Origin of the sequence: Paraburkholderia aspalathi (genome assembly GCF_905220735.1) — a bacterium.
Lineage (GTDB): Bacteria > Pseudomonadota > Gammaproteobacteria > Burkholderiales > Burkholderiaceae > Paraburkholderia > Paraburkholderia aspalathi.
Window position 1 is genome coordinate 671,525 of sequence record NZ_CAJNBA010000002.1, and the last position, 16,279, is coordinate 687,803.

The window sequence follows — 16,279 nt, forward strand, 5'->3', positions numbered from 1 at the left end:
GTCCAACAGGTCTTGCCAATGACCGTCCATCGCACCATTGAGTTGATCGCGCCGTCCGGATATCCGCATGATGCCGAGGTGTTGCATCGCGCGTTGCACCGACTGCATGCGCAGGGGCATCGCGTCGAAGGTGTGGAGGCGACGAAGCGCCGTTACCAGCGCTTCGCCGGCACCGACGGCGAGCGTGCCGCCGATCTGAACCGGCTGGCGGACCCCTCGCGTGCGTTGCCCGACATCGTGCTCGCCGTGCGTGGCGGCTATGGCGCAGCGCGCATCCTTCATGGACTCGACTACGAAGGGCTGCAACGGCGGCTGACCGATCAGCCGGTCGCGCTGGTGGGGCATAGCGATTTCACCGCGGTGCAGCTTGCTTTGCTGGCACGCGCCGGTTTGAAAACTTTCGGCGGCCCGATGCTGATGAGCGACTTCGGTGCGGAAGATCTGAGCGAGTTCACCATGCAGCACTTCTGGTCCGCGCTTACCCGGCCGACCATGACGGTGACGAGCAATGTGCCGCAAGCACAGACTGCCGATGTGACGGGCATGTTGTGGGGCGGCAATCTGGCGGTGGTGACATCTCTGATCGGCACACCGTACATGCCGCCGGTGCAGGGCGGCATTCTGTTCCTCGAAGACATCAACGAGCAGCCGTTCCGGCTCGAGCGGATGCTTTATCAATTGCATCTCTCGGGCATCCTCGCGCAACAGCAGGCGCTTGTGCTCGGCGATTTCTCCGGCGGCAAATCGTACGAGTACGACAATGGCTACGATCTGCACGCAATGATCGAGCAGGTGCGCTCGGTAATCGGGATTCCGGTCATTACCGGTCTGCAATTCGGCCATGTTCCCAACATGCTGACGCTGCCTGTCGGCGCGGACGCGCACCTCGTCGCCAATGCGCATGGGTTCAAACTGTCACTATCGGGCTATCCGACCCTTGCCTGAAACGGCGCGGAGTAGGGAAGCGGGCGTTTGCCCGCTTTCTTTTTGAGCCTACAACGCAACTAACGGTCAATTATTCAGGGCGACTCTCAACAGAACGGCCCCATGGAGGTCCCTCACTTTGTTGACAAAAACCGTCTCCAATAGACGACCATCCCATACATTAATTAAACTGGTAGTGAAGCTGAGTAAGGCCTGTGCGGGCTATTCGCCAGGCCACGCGATGGTCCGGGCGTCCAGATTGTCGAAATTCAAGACAAAAATTGTTGACAATCTTTATGTCCATCCTATGATGACAACCATACCGAGACGCACATCATGTCCGACACAGATTCCGCCGCCGCGAATGGTCCGAAAGCCGAAACGATCGCCGAGCGCATCCGCGCCGCGATCCTCGAGCATCGGTTAGCGCCTGGCGCCAAGCTGACAGAAGCGCAGTTATGCGAAGTATTCGGCGTGAAGCGCGGCCCGATCCGGCAGGCGCTCGCGCAACTGGCCACCGACCACCTCGTCGACCTCGAACCGAATCGAGGTGCGTTTGTTGCCAGCCCGTCGCTGCAGGAAGTGCATGAAGTGTTCGAAATGCGCCGGATCATCGAACTGGCCGTGGTTGAAAAGATTTGCGGCGGTCATGGCCTGCGCCGTTTGAAGAGCATCGGCAGCATGATCGGCCGTGAACGCAAAGCGTTCGAAACACGTGATTTTCCGGCGTGGATTCGCCTCTCGGGCGAGTTCCATACCGAATTGGCCGGGCTCACCGGCAACGCTGTGCTGTGCGACTGCCTGAACGGACTGGTGGCGCGCTCCACGCTGATTTCGGCACTGTACGAGTCGCTCGGACGCAGCCCTTGCTCGTTCGAAGATCATGAAGCGATTCTCGCCGCGCTCGACGCCGGCGATGCCAAAGAGGCGGCGGCATTGATGTCGCGCCATTTGCAAAGCGTCGAGTTGAAGATGCTGGAGCGCCCCGCACGTGGCGCGGCCGATCTGCATGAAGTGTTTGGCGCCCTTGGCGGCGCGTCGAAGGAAGCAGCTAGACCCAAGTCCGCGCCAGGCTGAGGCAAGCGGCCGGTGTGCGCCCGTTGCTGGTGCGCGCCGCACTGAATTGAACTGAACCGAATCAGGCGTTGCAAGGCGGCTTTGCGTGAGCGCTGCCGGCTTGCGCACGCGTGGCCGTCACGGGATGACAGCCTTGGAGTAGTAACGCATCGCCGGGAATTCGCGGCGACAGGCGGTGCGATAACCACAAGTACATCAAGTACGGAGACATCCGCGGCACGGTTAATCAGTTGGCTCGAAGCTCCCGTTTTCCAATCGGGGAGAAAAGGGTCGCTGGCATGGCCGATGCAACGTCCTTCGATTCGCTATCGATGGTCCCTATCCCAAGGAGGAATCATGGCTCAGTTCAGTGCAGCGCCCGGCAATCCCGCAATCCCCACTTACGCAGACGGCGGCGCACCCAGCGATCCGTCGATGCCAGCAGGCTACAGCGAGAGGCTGTACAACGAGGATCTGGCGCCGCTGCGTCATCAGACCTGGGGTGCGTACAACATCTTCGCGTTCTGGATGTCGGACGTGCACAGCGTAGGCGGCTATGTGTTCGCGGGCAGTCTGTTCGCGCTTGGGCTGACGAGCTGGCAGGTGCTGATCGCGCTGCTGGTCGGCATTACGATTGTCAACCTGCTCTGCAACCTGATTGCCAAACCGAGTCAGGCGAACGGCGTGCCTTATCCGGTGGCCTGCCGCGCAACGTTCGGCGTGCTTGGCGCGAATATTCCTGCGGTGATTCGCGGCTTGATTGCGGTGGCATGGTACGGAATCCAAACTTATTTGGCTTCGAGCGCACTGGTAATTGTGGTGCTGAAATTCGTCCCGCAACTGTTGCCGTACGCGGATCTGCATCACCATGGTTTCATGGGCCTTTCCACCTTGGGCTGGGCCGGTTTCATGTTGCTGTGGGTTCTTCAGGCACTGGTGTTCTGGCACGGCATGGAGACCATCAAGAAGTTCATCGACTTCGCAGGTCCCGCGGTCTATGTGGTGATGTTCATTCTCGCGGGCTACATGGTGTATCGCGCAGGATGGCGAAACATCGGCATCAACCTGGGCGGTGTCAAATATCATGGAATGGAAGTGGTGCCGGTGATGATCACGGCAACCTCGCTGGTGGTCTCGTACTTCTCCGGACCGATGCTGAATTTCGGCGACTTCTCCCGCTATGCCAAGAGTTTTCGCAGCGTGCGCCGCGGTAATTTCTGGGGCTTGCCGGTCAACTTCCTCGCCTTCTCGCTGGTGACGGTGGTTACAACCGCGGCGACGCTGCCGGTGTTTGGCCAACTGATCACGGACCCGGTCGAAACGGTGGGTCGTATCGACTATCCGACCGCGGTGATTCTCGGTGCATTGACCTTCACGATTGCGACCATCGGCATTAACATCGTTGCTAACTTCGTGTCGCCGGCCTTCGACTTCTCGAATGTCGCGCCGCGTTTGATCAGCTGGCGTGCGGGCGGCATGCTCGCGGCGGTGGCGTCGATTTTCATCACGCCGTGGAACCTGTTTAACAATCCGGCCGTGATTCACTATACGCTCGACGTACTGGGCAGCTTCATTGGACCGCTGTATGGTGTCCTGATCGTCGATTATTTCCTCGTGAAGCGTCAAAAGATCGTACTCGATGATCTTTACTCGGTCTCGCCGAGCGGTTCGTACTGGTACAAAAACGGTGTCAACTACCGCGCGGTGGCCGCCTTGTTGCCGGCTGCGGTCATCGCCGTGATCTGCGTGATGGTGCCGACGCTCGACGGGCTGGCCAATTTCTCGTGGTTCATCGGAGCTGGATTGGGTGCTGTGTTCTATCGCATGCTGGCTCGCTGAGTCAGTGCCGCAACAGGAGTCGCTATGCGCATCAAACTGATCAATCCGAATACGACGCAACGCATGACCGAAGCGATGGGCCGCTGCGCGCGTGATGTCGCCGCACCCGGCACCGAAGTGATTGCGGTCAATCCGACAATGGGGCCGCCATCAATCGAAGGTTACTACGACGAGGCTCTGGCGACCCCTGGTTTGCTGGCCGAGGTCATCGCCGGCGAACGTGAGGGTTGCGACGGGTATGTGATCGCCTGCTTCGGCGACCCCGGTTTATACGCGGCACGCGAGTTGGCGCGCGGTCCGGTGATCGGCATCGCCGAAGCGGCGATGCACGCCGCAAGCGTGCTGGCGCCCGGGTTTTCGGTGGTGACCACGCTGGCGCGCACGTGCGGCATGGCGTGGCATCTCGCCGAGCGCTACGGCATGAAGCGCTTTTGCCGCAACGTCCGCGCGACCGACGTCGCGGTGCTCGATCTCGACAAGCCAGGCTCGGCGGCGCGCCGCATCATCCTCGACGAGTGCCGGCGCGCGCTGGAGGAGGACGGCTCGGACGCAATCGTGCTCGGTTGCGCCGGCATGGCCGAATTGTGCGCGGAGATCGAAGATGCGCTGGGCGCGCCGGTGATCGAGGGCGTGACCGCGGCGGTCAAATGGACCGAGGCGCTGGTCGCGCTGCGGCTTTCGACAGCCAAGCGGGGCGACTATGCGCGGCCGCTGGCCAAGCGTTACGACGGCGCACTGGAAGCCTTCAGTCCGACCGATGCGGACCCAAATCCGCAGCCACCGCGCGGTTCGGCCGCAAGCGCCACGGAAAGTGCAAATTCGGGTGGTTTACTGCGGGTAAACACCACGGAACGCCCGGTGGGGCCGGCTTCGCACATACATCCAGTCTGACACGCACTATCTGCCCGGGTGTATGGGCGCACCCGGGTGTTTTCGCTACACTGGTCCCACTCGGCGCTGGTACCCGAAGGCTATTTTATTGTTGCTTCTGGTGCCGCTTTTTCAGGGTTGTTTCCGCCCGCGCCGGCCTGCTTGCGAAGCAACAACAGCAGGCAAACGCACGCAAACCCTCGTGCATGTCACGCGAGTGCCGCGCGAATTTTACGGTCCGTCTCCACGCTTTCGTCAAACCATGCCACTCGACTCGAACTATCCACGCGATCTGATCGGCTACGGCCGCCACCCGGTGCAGGCGAACTGGCCGGGTCGAGCGCGCGTCGCGGTGCAATTCGTCCTGAACTACGAAGAGGGCGGCGAAAACTGCGTGCTGCACGGCGATCCGGGCTCGGAGCAGTTTCTGTCGGAGATCGTCGGCGCGGCCTCGTATCCGTCCCGTCACATGAGCATGGAGTCGATCTACGAATACGGCTCGCGGGCAGGCGTGTGGCGCATCCTGCGCGAATTCGAAAAGCGCGGCCTGCCGCTCACGGTGTTCGGCGTCGGCATGGCGATCGAACGGCATCCTGACCTGGGCCGCGCTTTCGTCGAGCTCGGTCACGAGATCGCTTGTCACGGCTATCGCTGGATCCACTATCAGGACGTGTCGCCGGAAAAAGAGGCGGAGCACATGCGCCTCGGCATGGAAGCGATCGAGCGCATCACCGGCGAGCGGCCGCTTGGCTGGTACACCGGCCGCGACAGTCCCAACACGCGCCGGCTGGTCGCCGAATACGGCGGCTTCCTGTACGACTCGGATTACTACGGCGACGATCTGCCGTTCTGGATGGACGTCGACGTGACGGGGGGCGCCAAGACCCCGCAACTGATCGTGCCGTACACGCTCGACACCAACGACATGCGCTTTGCAAGCCCGCAAGGCTTCAACACCGCGGACCATTTCTTCACGTACCTGCGCGACGCATTCGACGTGCTGTACGAAGAAGGCGACGAAGCACCGAAGATGCTGTCGATCGGCATGCACTGCCGTCTGCTCGGCCGCCCGGGTCGCTTCCGCGCGCTGCAACGTTTCCTCGACCATATCGAACAGCATGATCGCGTGTGGGTGACGCGGCGCGTCGATATCGCGCGTCACTGGCGCGAACATCACCCTTACCAACAAAACAACCGCGGGGCAGCGGCATGAAGGCGATGCAATACACTCTGGATCAACTCAACAGCACCTCGACCGACGCGTTCGTCGCAGCGCTGTCGGGCATTTTCGAGCACTCGCCGTGGGTGGCGGAAATTGCCGCGCTCCAGCGGCCGTTTGTCAGCATCGACGAACTGCATAGCAAGATGTCGAACATCGTCGAGACGGCCGGTGAAGAGAAGCAACTGGCGTTGATCAATGCCCACCCGGAGCTCGCCGGCAAGGCTGCGGTGCGCGGCGAACTGACGGCCGAATCCACGCGTGAGCAGAGCGGCGCGGGCCTTGCCCAGTGCACGCAGGAAGAATTCGACAGGCTGCTGGCATTGAACAGCGCCTATCGCGAGAAGTTCGGCTTTCCGTTCATCCTCGCGGTGCGCGGTTACGACCGCCACGGCATCATCGCGAACTTCGAGGCGCGCGTGAACAACAGCCGCGCCGACGAATTGCGCGCGAGCCTCGATCAGATCTACCGCATCGCACGTTTCCGGCTCGACGACCTGATCGACGCGTAAGGTTTCAACTACGCGTCGCGGACCTCGAACCGAAACGTTTTTTCAGTACCAACAAACATTAAGGAAGACAAAGATGGCACTCCCGATTCTCGACCCCAACGCACCGGAATTCACGCGCCGCTATGTGAACCTGGCGGACCCGCGTCTGGGCGCGCAGGCGCTCGAGGCCAGCGACGATTTCTTCGCACCGAAGGAACGCATGCTGAATCCGGAACCGGCCGTCTTCATTCCGGGCAAGTACGACGACAACGGCAAGTGGATGGACGGCTGGGAAACGCGCCGCAAGCGCGCCAACGGTTACGACTGGTGCGTCGTGAAGCTCGCGCGTCCGGGCGTGATCAAGGGTCTCGACCTCGACACCAGCCACTTCACGGGCAACTTCCCGCCGGCGGCTTCGGTTGAGGCTGCGCGCGTCGTGGACGGCGTGCCGAACCAGTCCACGCAATGGACCGAAATCGTCCCGTCCACCACGCTGCAAGGCAACAGCCACCACTATCACGAAGTCAGCGACGCGAACGCTTATACACACCTGCGCGTGAACATCTACCCGGACGGCGGTATTGCGCGTCTGCGTGTGTATGGCCAGCCGCAAGTCGACTGGGCAGGCGCGAGCCGCACGGAGCAGTTCGATCTGGCCGCGATGGAAAACGGCGCGTATCTGGTCGCGGCGAACAACCAGCACTTCGGCGCTGCATCGACGATTCTGATGCCGGGCCGTGGCGTGAACATGGGCGACGGCTGGGAAACGCGCCGCCGCCGTGAACCGGGCAACGACTGGGCGATCGTCGCGCTGGCGCAACCGGGCGTGATCAAAAAGATCGAAGTCGATACGGCTCACTTCAAGGGCAACTATCCGGACCGTTGCTCGATCCAGGCCGCATATGTGACGGGCGGTACGGACAGCTCGCTGATTACACAAGCCATGTTCTGGCCGGTGCTGCTGGGCGAGCAGAAGCTGAAGATGGACAACCAGCACTATTTCGAAAGCGAAATCGCTGCATTGGGTCCAGTCACGCACGTGCGCTTCAACATCATTCCGGACGGCGGCGTGTCGCGTCTGCGTCTGTGGGGCACGCTCGCATCATGAAAACGCTGGCGATCGAACCGTTGACGAAGGAAGCGTTCGCCGCATTCGGCGACGTGATCGAACTCGAAGGCGCGAAGCAGATTCCGATCAACCTCGGCACCACGATCCGCTATCACGATCTCGCGAAGGTGGACGTGGCCGACGAGAACGGCCGCACGCTGGTGAACCTGTTTCGGGGTCAGCCGCGCACGTTGCCGTTCGAAGTGAAGATGCTCGAACGTCATCCGCTGGGCAGCCAGGCCTTCGTGCCGCTGAACGACAAGCCGTATCTGGTCGTCGTGGCGCCGGCTGGCGAGTTGGACCCGAAGCAGATTCGTGCGTTCGTGACGAGCGGCTGGCAGGGTGTGAACTACGCGAAGGGTGTCTGGCACCATCCATTGATCGCATTGGGCGACGTGAGCGACTTTATCGTCGTCGATCGTGGCGGAGATGGACTGAACCTGAACGAACAGGATCTGGCCGAGTCGCTCTGGCTTACCGAAGATGCGTTGAGTGCGGTGACCGTTTGAGGTCGTTGCCTTAGCGTCGTACGTTGAGTAAGTTGGTTATAAAAAAGCCCACAGCGCGCATGCTGTGGGCTTTTTTCATTTGCGGACTATCGCACTGCGGGGCGCAATCTCGTACATCGAGTCTCATGAGTCCGCGTCCGGCATGCGTTGTTCAGCCAGAATATCTTCGAGCGTTCGCCCGTGACCGTGGGCGACGAACTTGAGGTCATAGCCGGCCGCTTCGAGCAGGCGCACCAGCACCGACACGCTCATATCGTTTTTTGGCCAGCGTTTCCATACGCGCGACGGTGGTACGAGCGACGCCCGCGCGGCGCGCCAGTTCCTCTTGAGAACGATCAACAAAAAAGCGGGCTTCCCGCTCACGCGAAAAGCCCGCTTCATGTTCTGCCAAGGTTTTGCAAAGCCGGGTGCAACACCCGGCCAGCGCCTTACTTCACCGCACCGCCTTCGAACCACGCGGCGATCTTCATCCGCTCGTCGTCGGTCATGTGCGTGACGTTGCCCAGCGGCATCGCCTTCAAGGTCACGGCCTGCTGGTAGATCCGCTGCGCGTTCTGCGAGATCTCGTCCGGCGTATCCAGCAACACGCCAGCTGGGGCGCTGCCCATCATCGTCGGATGGGCGGAGTGGCATGCCACGCAGCGTTGTTGCAGCACCGGCGCGATATCGGCCACCTTGATGCTCGGCGCATTCGCAGCTTGTGCTTGCGGCACGACCGGCTTGGGCATCGTCGAGAAGAGGGCGGCGAACATCAGCACGATACCCACCAGCGGCAAGTACCACAGCACCTGGCCACGGTGACGCATCACGAAGAACTGGCGAATCAGCGCGCCGGCCAGCATGATCATCAGCAACACGATCCAGTTGTACTGATTCGTGTACGTCATCGCGTAGTGATTCGACAGCATCGCGAACACCACCGGCAGCGTGAAATACGTGTTATGCACCGAACGTTGCTTGCCGCGCTTGCCGTAGATCGGGTTCGGCGTTTCGCCCTTGAGCATCGCGGCAACCATCTTGCGCTGACCCGGGATGATCACGAAGAACACGTTCGCCGACATGATCGTTGCCAGCATCGCGCCCATGATCAGGTAAGCCGCACGGCCCGCGAAGATATGGCACGCCAGGTACGCCGCGATCACCACATAAATGCCGACGCAGATGCCGAGCACTTTGTCTTTGTTATCGAGCAGGCGGCACAGCGAGTCATACACGATCCAGCCTGCAGCGAGGAAGCCGAGTGCCGAAGCAACCGCGACCACCGGGCCCATGTCGAGCACGTTCTTGTCGATCAGGTACGTGGACGGGGAGAGCAGATACAGCACCGTGAAGAGGCTCGCGCCCGACAGCCACGTGGTGTACGACGGCCACTTGGACCAGTGCAGGTCGTCCGGCATTTCCGGCGGTGCGACGGTGTACTTCTGCATGTTGTAGAAGCCGCCGCCGTGCACGTGCCACAGCTCGCCGAACACGCCGCGCTTGCGCTGATTCGGGTCCGTAGGCGGTTTCAGGCTGTTGTCGAGCGCGACGAAATAGAACGATTCGCCGATCCACGCGATGGCGACGATGACGTGGAACCAGCGCAATGCCAGGTTCAGCCAGTCGGTGATAAAGCCTTCCATGAAACTCCTCCACTTCTGATTCGTTGTACGCGCAACGACGCTTGTGCCCTGGTTACGCCTTCGGTGACCCGGCTGACGGGTCGTCGGCATGCACGGTGTCGCTGCGCAGACTGCGGGGTGAGAGACGCGGTGCGCTCAGTTCGCACAGCGCCGTTTTTTATTGGAACTTCGGGTCGAGTCGCTCGCGTTCGATTGCGCTTCGCGGGTGTCTCCAAAGATCCGCACAGTGCAATCGGGCGCGCTCGCAAATACCGCGCGACTTCAACCTCGTCTTCCTCCAACGCCTATCGATACGCTCAGTTCAGCTCAGCTGCCCCGATAGGTGCTGTACGACCACGGCGACACCAGTAGCGGCACGTGATAGTGCGCACCGGCATCGGCCACGCCGAAGCGCAACACGACGCGATCGACAAAACGCGGCTCCGGCACCTTCGTGCCGATCGATGCAAAGTAGTCGCCGGCGCCGAACACGAGTTCGTATTCGCCCGGGACCAATGCGTCGCCTTCGAGCAGCGGCTGGTCGCAGCGGCCGTCGTCATTGGTGGTGGTGGTTTTGAGCGCGCGGCGGGTGTCGCCGGAGAGCGCGAAGAGTTCGACCTTGATGCCCGCGCCGGGACGGCCGTTCGCGGTGTCGAGCACGTGGGTAGTGAGCTTTCCCATTCGCAATTTTCCTTATGTGAATGCGAGGTTTCGGCGGCGGCCCGATCCAGAATACGTTGCGGCGGATCGAGGCTCCACGTCAGTGGCTACATACCCGTCGGCGAATTGAAGCGAGCGCCGTGGCAGCCATTGTAAAAAGGATGTTCACGTCAGCGCGCGCGAGATAGGAAAGATAATACCTGGCGCATGACAGACAGCCTGTTGAAAGCCAATTTGAGTCGATTTGTTCGACTATTGCCATGCATTTCATCCACCGGCGGATCGTACCGGCGCCAAAAAAGGCCCACTATATCGGCTGCGTGAGGTTGGGTATCGCACCGGCGTGAGTTGTCAGCATTATTTTGACCGTCGAAGGTTACACCTGTGCGCCGCAGCAAACACAAGCGAAGCGCGGCACACCCCGAAGACGGCGGAAACACGCTGGGTAACCGGGCCAACGGCGTTCGACGGGACGCGGCGGCACGGTTGGCGTGCCGTCACATCGCGTTCGAACGGCTTTGCACGGAAGCAATGACGCGGAGAAACGAATGACGATGGAGCAGGCGGCTATCAAGCCGAAGAAAACGATGTTGGTGAAGCACGCGGACGTGCTGGTCACGATGGACGGCGCCCGGCGCGAACTGCGCGACGGCGGCATGTATATCGAGGACAACCGAATCGTCGCGGTCGGACCGACGGCGGAATTGCCGCAAACGGCCGACGAAGTGCTGGACATGCGCGGCCACCTGGTGATTCCAGGGCTGGTGAACACGCACCACCATATGTATCAGAGCCTGACGCGCGCGATTCCGGCCGCGCAGAACGCCGAGCTATTCGGCTGGCTGACCAACCTTTACAAGGTGTGGGCGAACCTCAGACCGGAGATGATCGAAGTCTCGACCTTGACGGCGATGGCCGAGCTGTTGCTGTCCGGTTGCACGACCTCGAGCGATCATTTGTATATCTACCCGAACGGCAGCCGCCTCGACGACAGCATCGTCGCGGCGCAACGGATCGGCATGCGTTTTCATGCGGCACGCGGCAGCATGAGTGTGGGGCAGAAGGACGGCGGTTTGCCGCCGGATTCGGTGGTCGAGCGTGAAGCGGACATCCTGAAGGACACGCAGCGGCTGATCGAGACGTACAACGACGAGGGGCGCTACGCGATGTTGCGGGTCGTGGTCGCGCCGTGCTCGCCGTTCTCGGTGAGTCGCGATCTGATGCGCGAATCGGCGGTGATGGCGCGGCATTACGGTGTGTCGCTGCATACGCACCTGGCGGAGAACGTCAACGACATCGCGTATAGCCGCGAGAAGTTCGGCATGACGCCGGCCGAGTATGCGGAAGACCTCGGCTGGGTCGGCCACGACGTATGGCATGCGCACTGTGTGCAACTCGACGATGCGGGCATCGAGCTGTTTGCTCGTACAGGTACCGGCGTTGCACATTGCCCGTGCTCGAATATGCGGTTGGCGTCGGGAATTGCGCCGGTCAAGCGGATGCGCCTCGCCGGTGTGCCGGTGGGTCTGGGCGTCGACGGTTCGGCCTCGAACGACGGCGCGCATATGGTCGCCGAAGTGCGCCAGGCGCTGTTGTTGCAGCGAGTCGGCTTCGGACCGGACGCGATGACCGCGCGTGAAGCGTTGGAGATTGCGACGCTAGGCGGCGCGAAGGTGCTGAACCGCGACGACATCGGCGCACTGGCGCCGGGCATGGCAGCGGATTTCGTGTCCTTCGATCTGCGTCAGCCGCTGTTTGCGGGCGCGTTGCACGATCCGGTCGCAGCACTGGTGTTCTGCGCGCCGTCGCAGGTGAGCCATAGCGTGATCGGCGGCAAGGTGGTGGTGAAGAATGGTCAGTTGACGACGCTGGAACTCGGACCGGTCATCGAGCAGCACAACCGGTTGGCGAAGACGCTTTACGAAGCGGCCGCCTGATGACGGAGTAAGGGCGAAGTAGAAGAAGCAGCTCTATCGGCATCCGCAAAGATGCCGATAGAGCGCGGAAAAAAGATCAAGGCTTGTCGATCAACGTCTTGGTGGCCTCGGCAACCAGACTGCGCAGCCAGCGCACTTCGTCGGAGTAATGCACGCGTTCGTGCCACAGCTGGTAGTACTGCATCGGCGGGAAATCGAGCGGTGCGGGCACCACGGTCAGCGGCAGGAACTTGGCGTAGTAGTCGGCAAACAGGCGCGTCGTCGTGAAGATCAGATCGGACTTGATCAGCACGTAAGGCGCCAGATTGAAGTACGGCAACGTGACGACCACGTGACGCTTTAACCGCTCGCGCGCGAGATGCACGTCGATCGCGCCGCGTTGGCCCACCGAGTAAGGAGTAGGCGCAAGATGCGGCGCATTCAGGTACTGGTCGAGCGTCAAGCCGCCGCGTTTGGCGAACGGATGCGCATTGCTCATCAGGCAGACGATCTGATCGACGAACAGGTTCGACAGGTGCAATTGCTCCGGCGGTTCCGGCCAGTTGCCGACCACGATGTCGAGCTTGCCGTCCTCGAGCGCGAGTTCGTAGTCGAACGCCGGCCCGAGCGAGTGAAACTCGAGGGTCGCATTCGGCGCGGCCTGACGAAAGCGTTCCACCACCGTCGGCACGAACAGCACGTTCAGGTAGTCCGGGCAGCCGATCCGGTAGCAACGAATGGACGTGGCGGGATCGAAGTTGTGCTGCTGGAACTTGATGCGTTCGATTTCGCGCAGCGCGTTTTGCACCGGTTCGAGGAGGCGCAGGCCGTACTCGGTCGGCACCATGCCGGATTTGCCGCGCACCAGCAGCGGGTCGCCGGTGATGTCGCGCAAACGGCGCAGGGCCGCGCTGATGGCGGGTTGCGATTGATTCAGTTTGACGGCTGCGCGCGTGACGCTGCGTTCCATCAACAGGGTGTGCAAGACGCGTAATAGATACGTATCGATCGCCTCGCGTTGCTGACTCATGACTTCTCCGAAATATATGTTCTGGCTGATCGAGCGGGCGTGGGTGTATATGGCTTTTAATATGAACACAAAGCCACGTCAAGAGTGGGATACCCGCAGAGCACGCTGCGACGGGGGTTTGCGGGGAATTTTGACGGCTCGACTGAGCCGGTCGATTTAGGTATTGTCATCCGGTTGTGGTGACGGATCGTCTGCTGACAGGGCGGGCGGACGCGCTGCAACCGGCGGTCTCTGACGTACTACGGAATCACATGAGCGACTCTTCTTATAGCGACGGCGCCGCCGCGCAGCCGGCAAACAGGCCGGAACAGGCGGCGCCCCGGTTGATGCTTCAGGGCATCACCAAACAGTACCCGGCCGTACGCGCCAACGACGACGTCACGTTGATCGTCGCGCCGGGCGAAATCCATGCCGTGCTCGGCGAAAACGGCGCCGGCAAAAGCACGTTGATGAAAATCATCTACGGTGCGGTGCGGCCCGACGCCGGCGAGATCCAATGGGAAGGCCAGCCGGTCGAGATCGCGAGCCCAGCGGCGGCGCGCAAGCTCGGCATCGGCATGGTGTTCCAGCATTTTTCGCTGTTCGAGACGCTCACGGTCGGCGAAAACATCGCGCTCGCGCTCGACGAACCCTTCGATCTGAAAACGCTCTCTAAACGGATCCGCGAAGTCTCCGCCGACTACGGTCTCGACATCGACCCGCAACGTCATGTGCATAGCCTGACGGTGGGCGAGCGGCAGCGCGTCGAGATTGTGCGCTGCCTGCTGCAGAATCCGCGTCTCCTGATCATGGACGAACCGACTTCGGTGCTCACGCCGCAAGCGGTCCGCAAGCTCTTCGAGACGCTGCGGCGTCTCGCGGCGGAAGGTTGCAGCATCCTCTATATCAGCCACAAGCTCGACGAAATCCAGGAGCTGTGCGACACCGCCACGGTGATGCGCGGCGGCCGCGTGACCGGTCACGTGAAGCCGAAAGAAGAAACGCATGCGTCGCTCGCGCAGTTGATGGTCGGCCATTCGCTGCCGGATTACACGCGCCGTGAACACACGCCGGGTGCGGTGCTGCTCGACGTGAAGCAGTTGTCGGTGGAAAGCGACGATCCGTTCGGCACGTCGCTCAATAACGTGTCGTTCGGCGTGCATGCGGGTGAGATCTTCGGCATTGCGGGTGTGTCGGGCAACGGCCAGGCCGAATTGCTGTCGGCGCTCTCCGGCGAAAAGCGCGGCGTGCGCGCCGATGCGGTCACGATCTGCGGCAAGGCGGCAGGGCGCCTCGGCGCAGGCGGCCGGCGTGCGCTTGGTTTTGGTTTCGTGCCGGAAGAGCGTCTCGGCCGCGGCGCAGTGCCGGCGATGACCTTGTCGGAAAACGCGCTGCTCACGGCGCATCGTCAGCAGATGGTGAATTCTGGCTGGATCAAGGCGGGCGCGATGCGCGCCTTCGCCAAGCGTTGTATCGAAGCCTTCGACGTGCGTTGCGGCGGCTCGGAAGCGTTGGCACAAAGCCTCTCCGGCGGCAATCTGCAGAAATACATCATGGGCCGCGAGATTCTGCAGGCGCCCAAGGTGCTGGTGGTCGCACAGCCGACCTGGGGTGTCGACGTTGGCGCGGCGGCGTTCATTCGTCAGCAGTTGCTCGACTTGTCAGCCCGCGGCGTGGCGATTCTGGTGATCTCCGAAGAACTGGAGGAGTTGTTCGACATCTGCGATCGCATCGCGGTGCTGGCCGGTGGCAGACTCTCGCCGGTGCGTGCCACGGGGGCGACCAATGCCGAGGAAATCGGCCGCTGGATGGCGGGCCTGTTCGGCGACCGCGAGGGCGCGGCGCCGTCGGCGGAACAGCCGGCGCATGCCTGAACGGATCGATGCGCGATCGGATAGCTGATCGACGCTAAAGCTCCATAAGCACCAGAACCAGATACAAGCACTCACATAAGCACACGCCCCCATGATTCTTCCGTATCGACTCGAAGCACGCACGACGCCCTCGCGCACGATGCAGATCGCCGTGCCGCTGATCGCCGCGTTGCTCACGCTCGTGATCGGCTTCCTGATCTTCAGCCTGGTCGGCCGTGATCCGCTCGCAGCCATGCACGCGTTTTTCATCGAACCGCTCTCCAGCGTGAACGGCTGGTCCGAACTGCTGCTGAAGGCTTCGCCGTTGTGCCTCATCGGCCTCGGCCTCGCGATCGGTTATCGCGCCAACGTCTGGAACATCGGCGCTGAAGGGCAGATGCTGCTCGGCGGCATTGCCGCCAGCGGCGTCGCGATCTATTTCGATCAGGCCACCGGCTGGTGGATTCTGCCAACCATGATGATCGCCGGCGTGCTCGGCGGCATGGTGTGGGCCGCGATTCCCGCGCTCCTGAAAAGCCGCTTCAATACCAACGAGATTCTCGTCAGCCTGATGCTCACGTATGTGGCCACGCAGCTGCTGATCTATCTGGTGAGCGGCCCGTGGCGCGATCCGCAAGGCATGAACTTCCCGCTTTCGGAGATGTTCAGCGGCGACGCGCTGTACCCGACCTTTTCCGGCGACTGGCACTGGAAATGGCTGCGCGGCACGCGGCTGAACGCATCCGTGTTCATCACCTTGATTGCAATTCCGTGTGTGTGGCTTTTCATGCGCAAGAGTTTCGCGGGCTACCGGATGAACGTCGGCGGTCTCGCGCCGCTTGCCGCGCGCTACGCCGGGTTCTCCGACAAGAAAACCATCTGGACGTCGTTGCTGATCAGCGGCGGTCTGGCGGGCCTCGCCGGCATGGGCGAGATCGCCGGTCCGATTGGTCAGTTGCAGGCGACATGGTCGCCGGGCTACGGCTTTACCGCGATCATCGTCGTGTTCGTCGGACGGCTGCATCCGGTCGGCATCGTGCTCGCGAGCTTGCTGATGGCGCTGCTGTACCTCGGCGGCGAAGCGGTGCAGACCTCGATGCAATTGCCGCAGGCGCTCTCCGGCGTGTTCCAGGGGCTGCTGCTGTTCTGCCTGCTGGGCGCCGACCTGTTCGTGAACTACCGCGTGCGCCGGCGCTCCGCCGCCGCGCAGGCCCACTGATTTTC

Annotated in this window: 14 protein-coding genes and 1 pseudogene; 11 read left to right on the forward strand and 4 right to left on the reverse strand. The window is 61.9% G+C overall.

Annotation, left to right across the window (positions count from 1 at the left end; translation table 11 throughout):
- Positions 1-18: 18 nt before the first annotated feature.
- The 8 genes from ldcA to KHO30_RS13800 all read left to right on the forward strand — a co-directional run bounded on the left by ldcA (position 19) and on the right by KHO30_RS13800 (position 8,016).
- Entirely contained in the window at positions 19-945 is a 927-nt protein-coding gene (ldcA, locus tag KHO30_RS13765) for a muramoyltetrapeptide carboxypeptidase (protein ID WP_093639831.1), read from the forward strand.
- Positions 946-1,260: 315 nt separating this feature from the next.
- On the forward strand, positions 1,261-2,001 hold the full coding sequence (locus tag KHO30_RS13770) for a GntR family transcriptional regulator (RefSeq protein ID WP_054035315.1): 741 nt from the start codon (positions 1,261-1,263) through the stop codon (positions 1,999-2,001).
- 336 nt (positions 2,002-2,337) lie between these two features.
- Positions 2,338-3,819 carry an NCS1 family nucleobase:cation symporter-1 gene (locus tag KHO30_RS13775; protein WP_211701296.1) on the forward strand — a complete coding sequence of 494 codons (1,482 nt, stop codon included), beginning with the start codon at positions 2,338-2,340 and terminating at the stop codon, positions 3,817-3,819.
- Positions 3,820-3,843: 24 nt separating this feature from the next.
- On the forward strand, positions 3,844-4,710 hold the full coding sequence (locus KHO30_RS13780) for an aspartate/glutamate racemase family protein (protein WP_093639826.1): 867 nt from the start codon (positions 3,844-3,846) through the stop codon (positions 4,708-4,710).
- 241 nt (positions 4,711-4,951) lie between these two features.
- Positions 4,952-5,902 (forward strand): allantoinase PuuE, encoded by a 951-nt coding sequence (gene puuE, locus KHO30_RS13785; RefSeq protein WP_093639823.1) that lies wholly within the window; start codon positions 4,952-4,954, stop codon positions 5,900-5,902.
- Complete coding sequence (gene uraD, locus KHO30_RS13790) at positions 5,899-6,420, forward strand: 2-oxo-4-hydroxy-4-carboxy-5-ureidoimidazoline decarboxylase (RefSeq protein ID WP_093639820.1); 522 nt, start codon at positions 5,899-5,901, stop codon at positions 6,418-6,420. The genes puuE and uraD overlap by 4 nt, the downstream gene beginning before the upstream one ends.
- Positions 6,421-6,493: 73 nt before the next feature.
- Positions 6,494-7,507: an allantoicase gene (gene alc / locus KHO30_RS13795; protein WP_093639817.1), complete on the forward strand. Its 1,014-nt coding sequence runs from the start codon at positions 6,494-6,496 to the stop codon at positions 7,505-7,507.
- A complete protein-coding gene (locus KHO30_RS13800) occupies positions 7,504-8,016 on the forward strand; it encodes an ureidoglycolate lyase (protein ID WP_211701297.1) in 513 nt (170 codons plus the stop codon). Before alc ends, KHO30_RS13800 begins: the two co-directional genes overlap by 4 nt.
- A gap of 123 nt (positions 8,017-8,139) precedes the next feature.
- Here KHO30_RS13800 and KHO30_RS13805 read toward each other — a convergent pair.
- The 3 genes and pseudogenes from KHO30_RS13805 to uraH all read right to left on the reverse strand — a co-directional run bounded on the left by KHO30_RS13805 (position 8,140) and on the right by uraH (position 10,298).
- Positions 8,140-8,407, reverse strand: a pseudogene (locus tag KHO30_RS13805) (helix-turn-helix transcriptional regulator).
- Positions 8,408-8,444: 37 nt separating this feature from the next.
- Complete coding sequence (locus KHO30_RS13810; RefSeq protein ID WP_211701298.1) at positions 8,445-9,638, reverse strand: urate hydroxylase PuuD; 1,194 nt, start codon at positions 9,636-9,638, stop codon at positions 8,445-8,447.
- A gap of 306 nt (positions 9,639-9,944) precedes the next feature.
- Positions 9,945-10,298 (reverse strand): hydroxyisourate hydrolase, encoded by a 354-nt coding sequence (gene uraH, locus KHO30_RS13815; RefSeq protein WP_074283346.1) that lies wholly within the window; start codon positions 10,296-10,298, stop codon positions 9,945-9,947.
- A 527-nt stretch (positions 10,299-10,825) separates the two neighbouring features.
- Between uraH and KHO30_RS13820 the strand changes: the two genes are divergently transcribed.
- Positions 10,826-12,214 carry an 8-oxoguanine deaminase gene (locus KHO30_RS13820; protein WP_211701299.1) on the forward strand — a complete coding sequence of 463 codons (1,389 nt, stop codon included), beginning with the start codon at positions 10,826-10,828 and terminating at the stop codon, positions 12,212-12,214.
- Positions 12,215-12,290: 76 nt separating this feature from the next.
- On the opposite strand, the gene KHO30_RS13825 is transcribed toward KHO30_RS13820, so the two are convergent.
- A complete protein-coding gene (locus KHO30_RS13825; RefSeq protein WP_012433318.1) occupies positions 12,291-13,223 on the reverse strand; it encodes a LysR substrate-binding domain-containing protein in 933 nt (310 codons plus the stop codon).
- Positions 13,224-13,474: 251 nt separating this feature from the next.
- Here KHO30_RS13825 and KHO30_RS13830 point away from each other — a divergent pair, with 251 nt between their 5' ends.
- Together KHO30_RS13830 and KHO30_RS13835 are read left to right on the forward strand one after the other, a co-directional pair.
- On the forward strand, positions 13,475-15,076 hold the full coding sequence (locus KHO30_RS13830) for an ABC transporter ATP-binding protein (RefSeq protein ID WP_211701300.1): 1,602 nt from the start codon (positions 13,475-13,477) through the stop codon (positions 15,074-15,076).
- A gap of 91 nt (positions 15,077-15,167) precedes the next feature.
- Complete coding sequence (locus KHO30_RS13835) at positions 15,168-16,274, forward strand: ABC transporter permease (RefSeq protein WP_093639802.1); 1,107 nt, start codon at positions 15,168-15,170, stop codon at positions 16,272-16,274.
- Positions 16,275-16,279 lie beyond the last annotated feature (5 nt).

Coding starts and splice junctions, on each gene's coding strand:
- KHO30_RS13810 (WP_211701298.1), bottom strand. CDS start 9,638: ATGGAAGGCTTTATCACCGACTGGCTGAACCTGGCATTGCGCTGGTTC.
- ldcA (WP_093639831.1), top strand. CDS start 19: ATGACCGTCCATCGCACCATTGAGTTGATCGCGCCGTCCGGATATCCG.
- KHO30_RS13780 (WP_093639826.1), top strand. CDS start 3,844: ATGCGCATCAAACTGATCAATCCGAATACGACGCAACGCATGACCGAA.
- uraD (WP_093639820.1), top strand. CDS start 5,899: ATGAAGGCGATGCAATACACTCTGGATCAACTCAACAGCACCTCGACC.
- KHO30_RS13825 (WP_012433318.1), bottom strand. CDS start 13,223: ATGAGTCAGCAACGCGAGGCGATCGATACGTATCTATTACGCGTCTTG.
- KHO30_RS13800 (WP_211701297.1), top strand. CDS start 7,504: ATGAAAACGCTGGCGATCGAACCGTTGACGAAGGAAGCGTTCGCCGCA.
- alc (WP_093639817.1), top strand. CDS start 6,494: ATGGCACTCCCGATTCTCGACCCCAACGCACCGGAATTCACGCGCCGC.
- KHO30_RS13835 (WP_093639802.1), top strand. CDS start 15,168: ATGATTCTTCCGTATCGACTCGAAGCACGCACGACGCCCTCGCGCACG.
- puuE (WP_093639823.1), top strand. CDS start 4,952: ATGCCACTCGACTCGAACTATCCACGCGATCTGATCGGCTACGGCCGC.
- KHO30_RS13775 (WP_211701296.1), top strand. CDS start 2,338: ATGGCTCAGTTCAGTGCAGCGCCCGGCAATCCCGCAATCCCCACTTAC.
- KHO30_RS13820 (WP_211701299.1), top strand. CDS start 10,826: ATGACGATGGAGCAGGCGGCTATCAAGCCGAAGAAAACGATGTTGGTG.
- KHO30_RS13830 (WP_211701300.1), top strand. CDS start 13,475: ATGAGCGACTCTTCTTATAGCGACGGCGCCGCCGCGCAGCCGGCAAAC.
- KHO30_RS13770 (WP_054035315.1), top strand. CDS start 1,261: ATGTCCGACACAGATTCCGCCGCCGCGAATGGTCCGAAAGCCGAAACG.
- uraH (WP_074283346.1), bottom strand. CDS start 10,298: ATGGGAAAGCTCACTACCCACGTGCTCGACACCGCGAACGGCCGTCCC.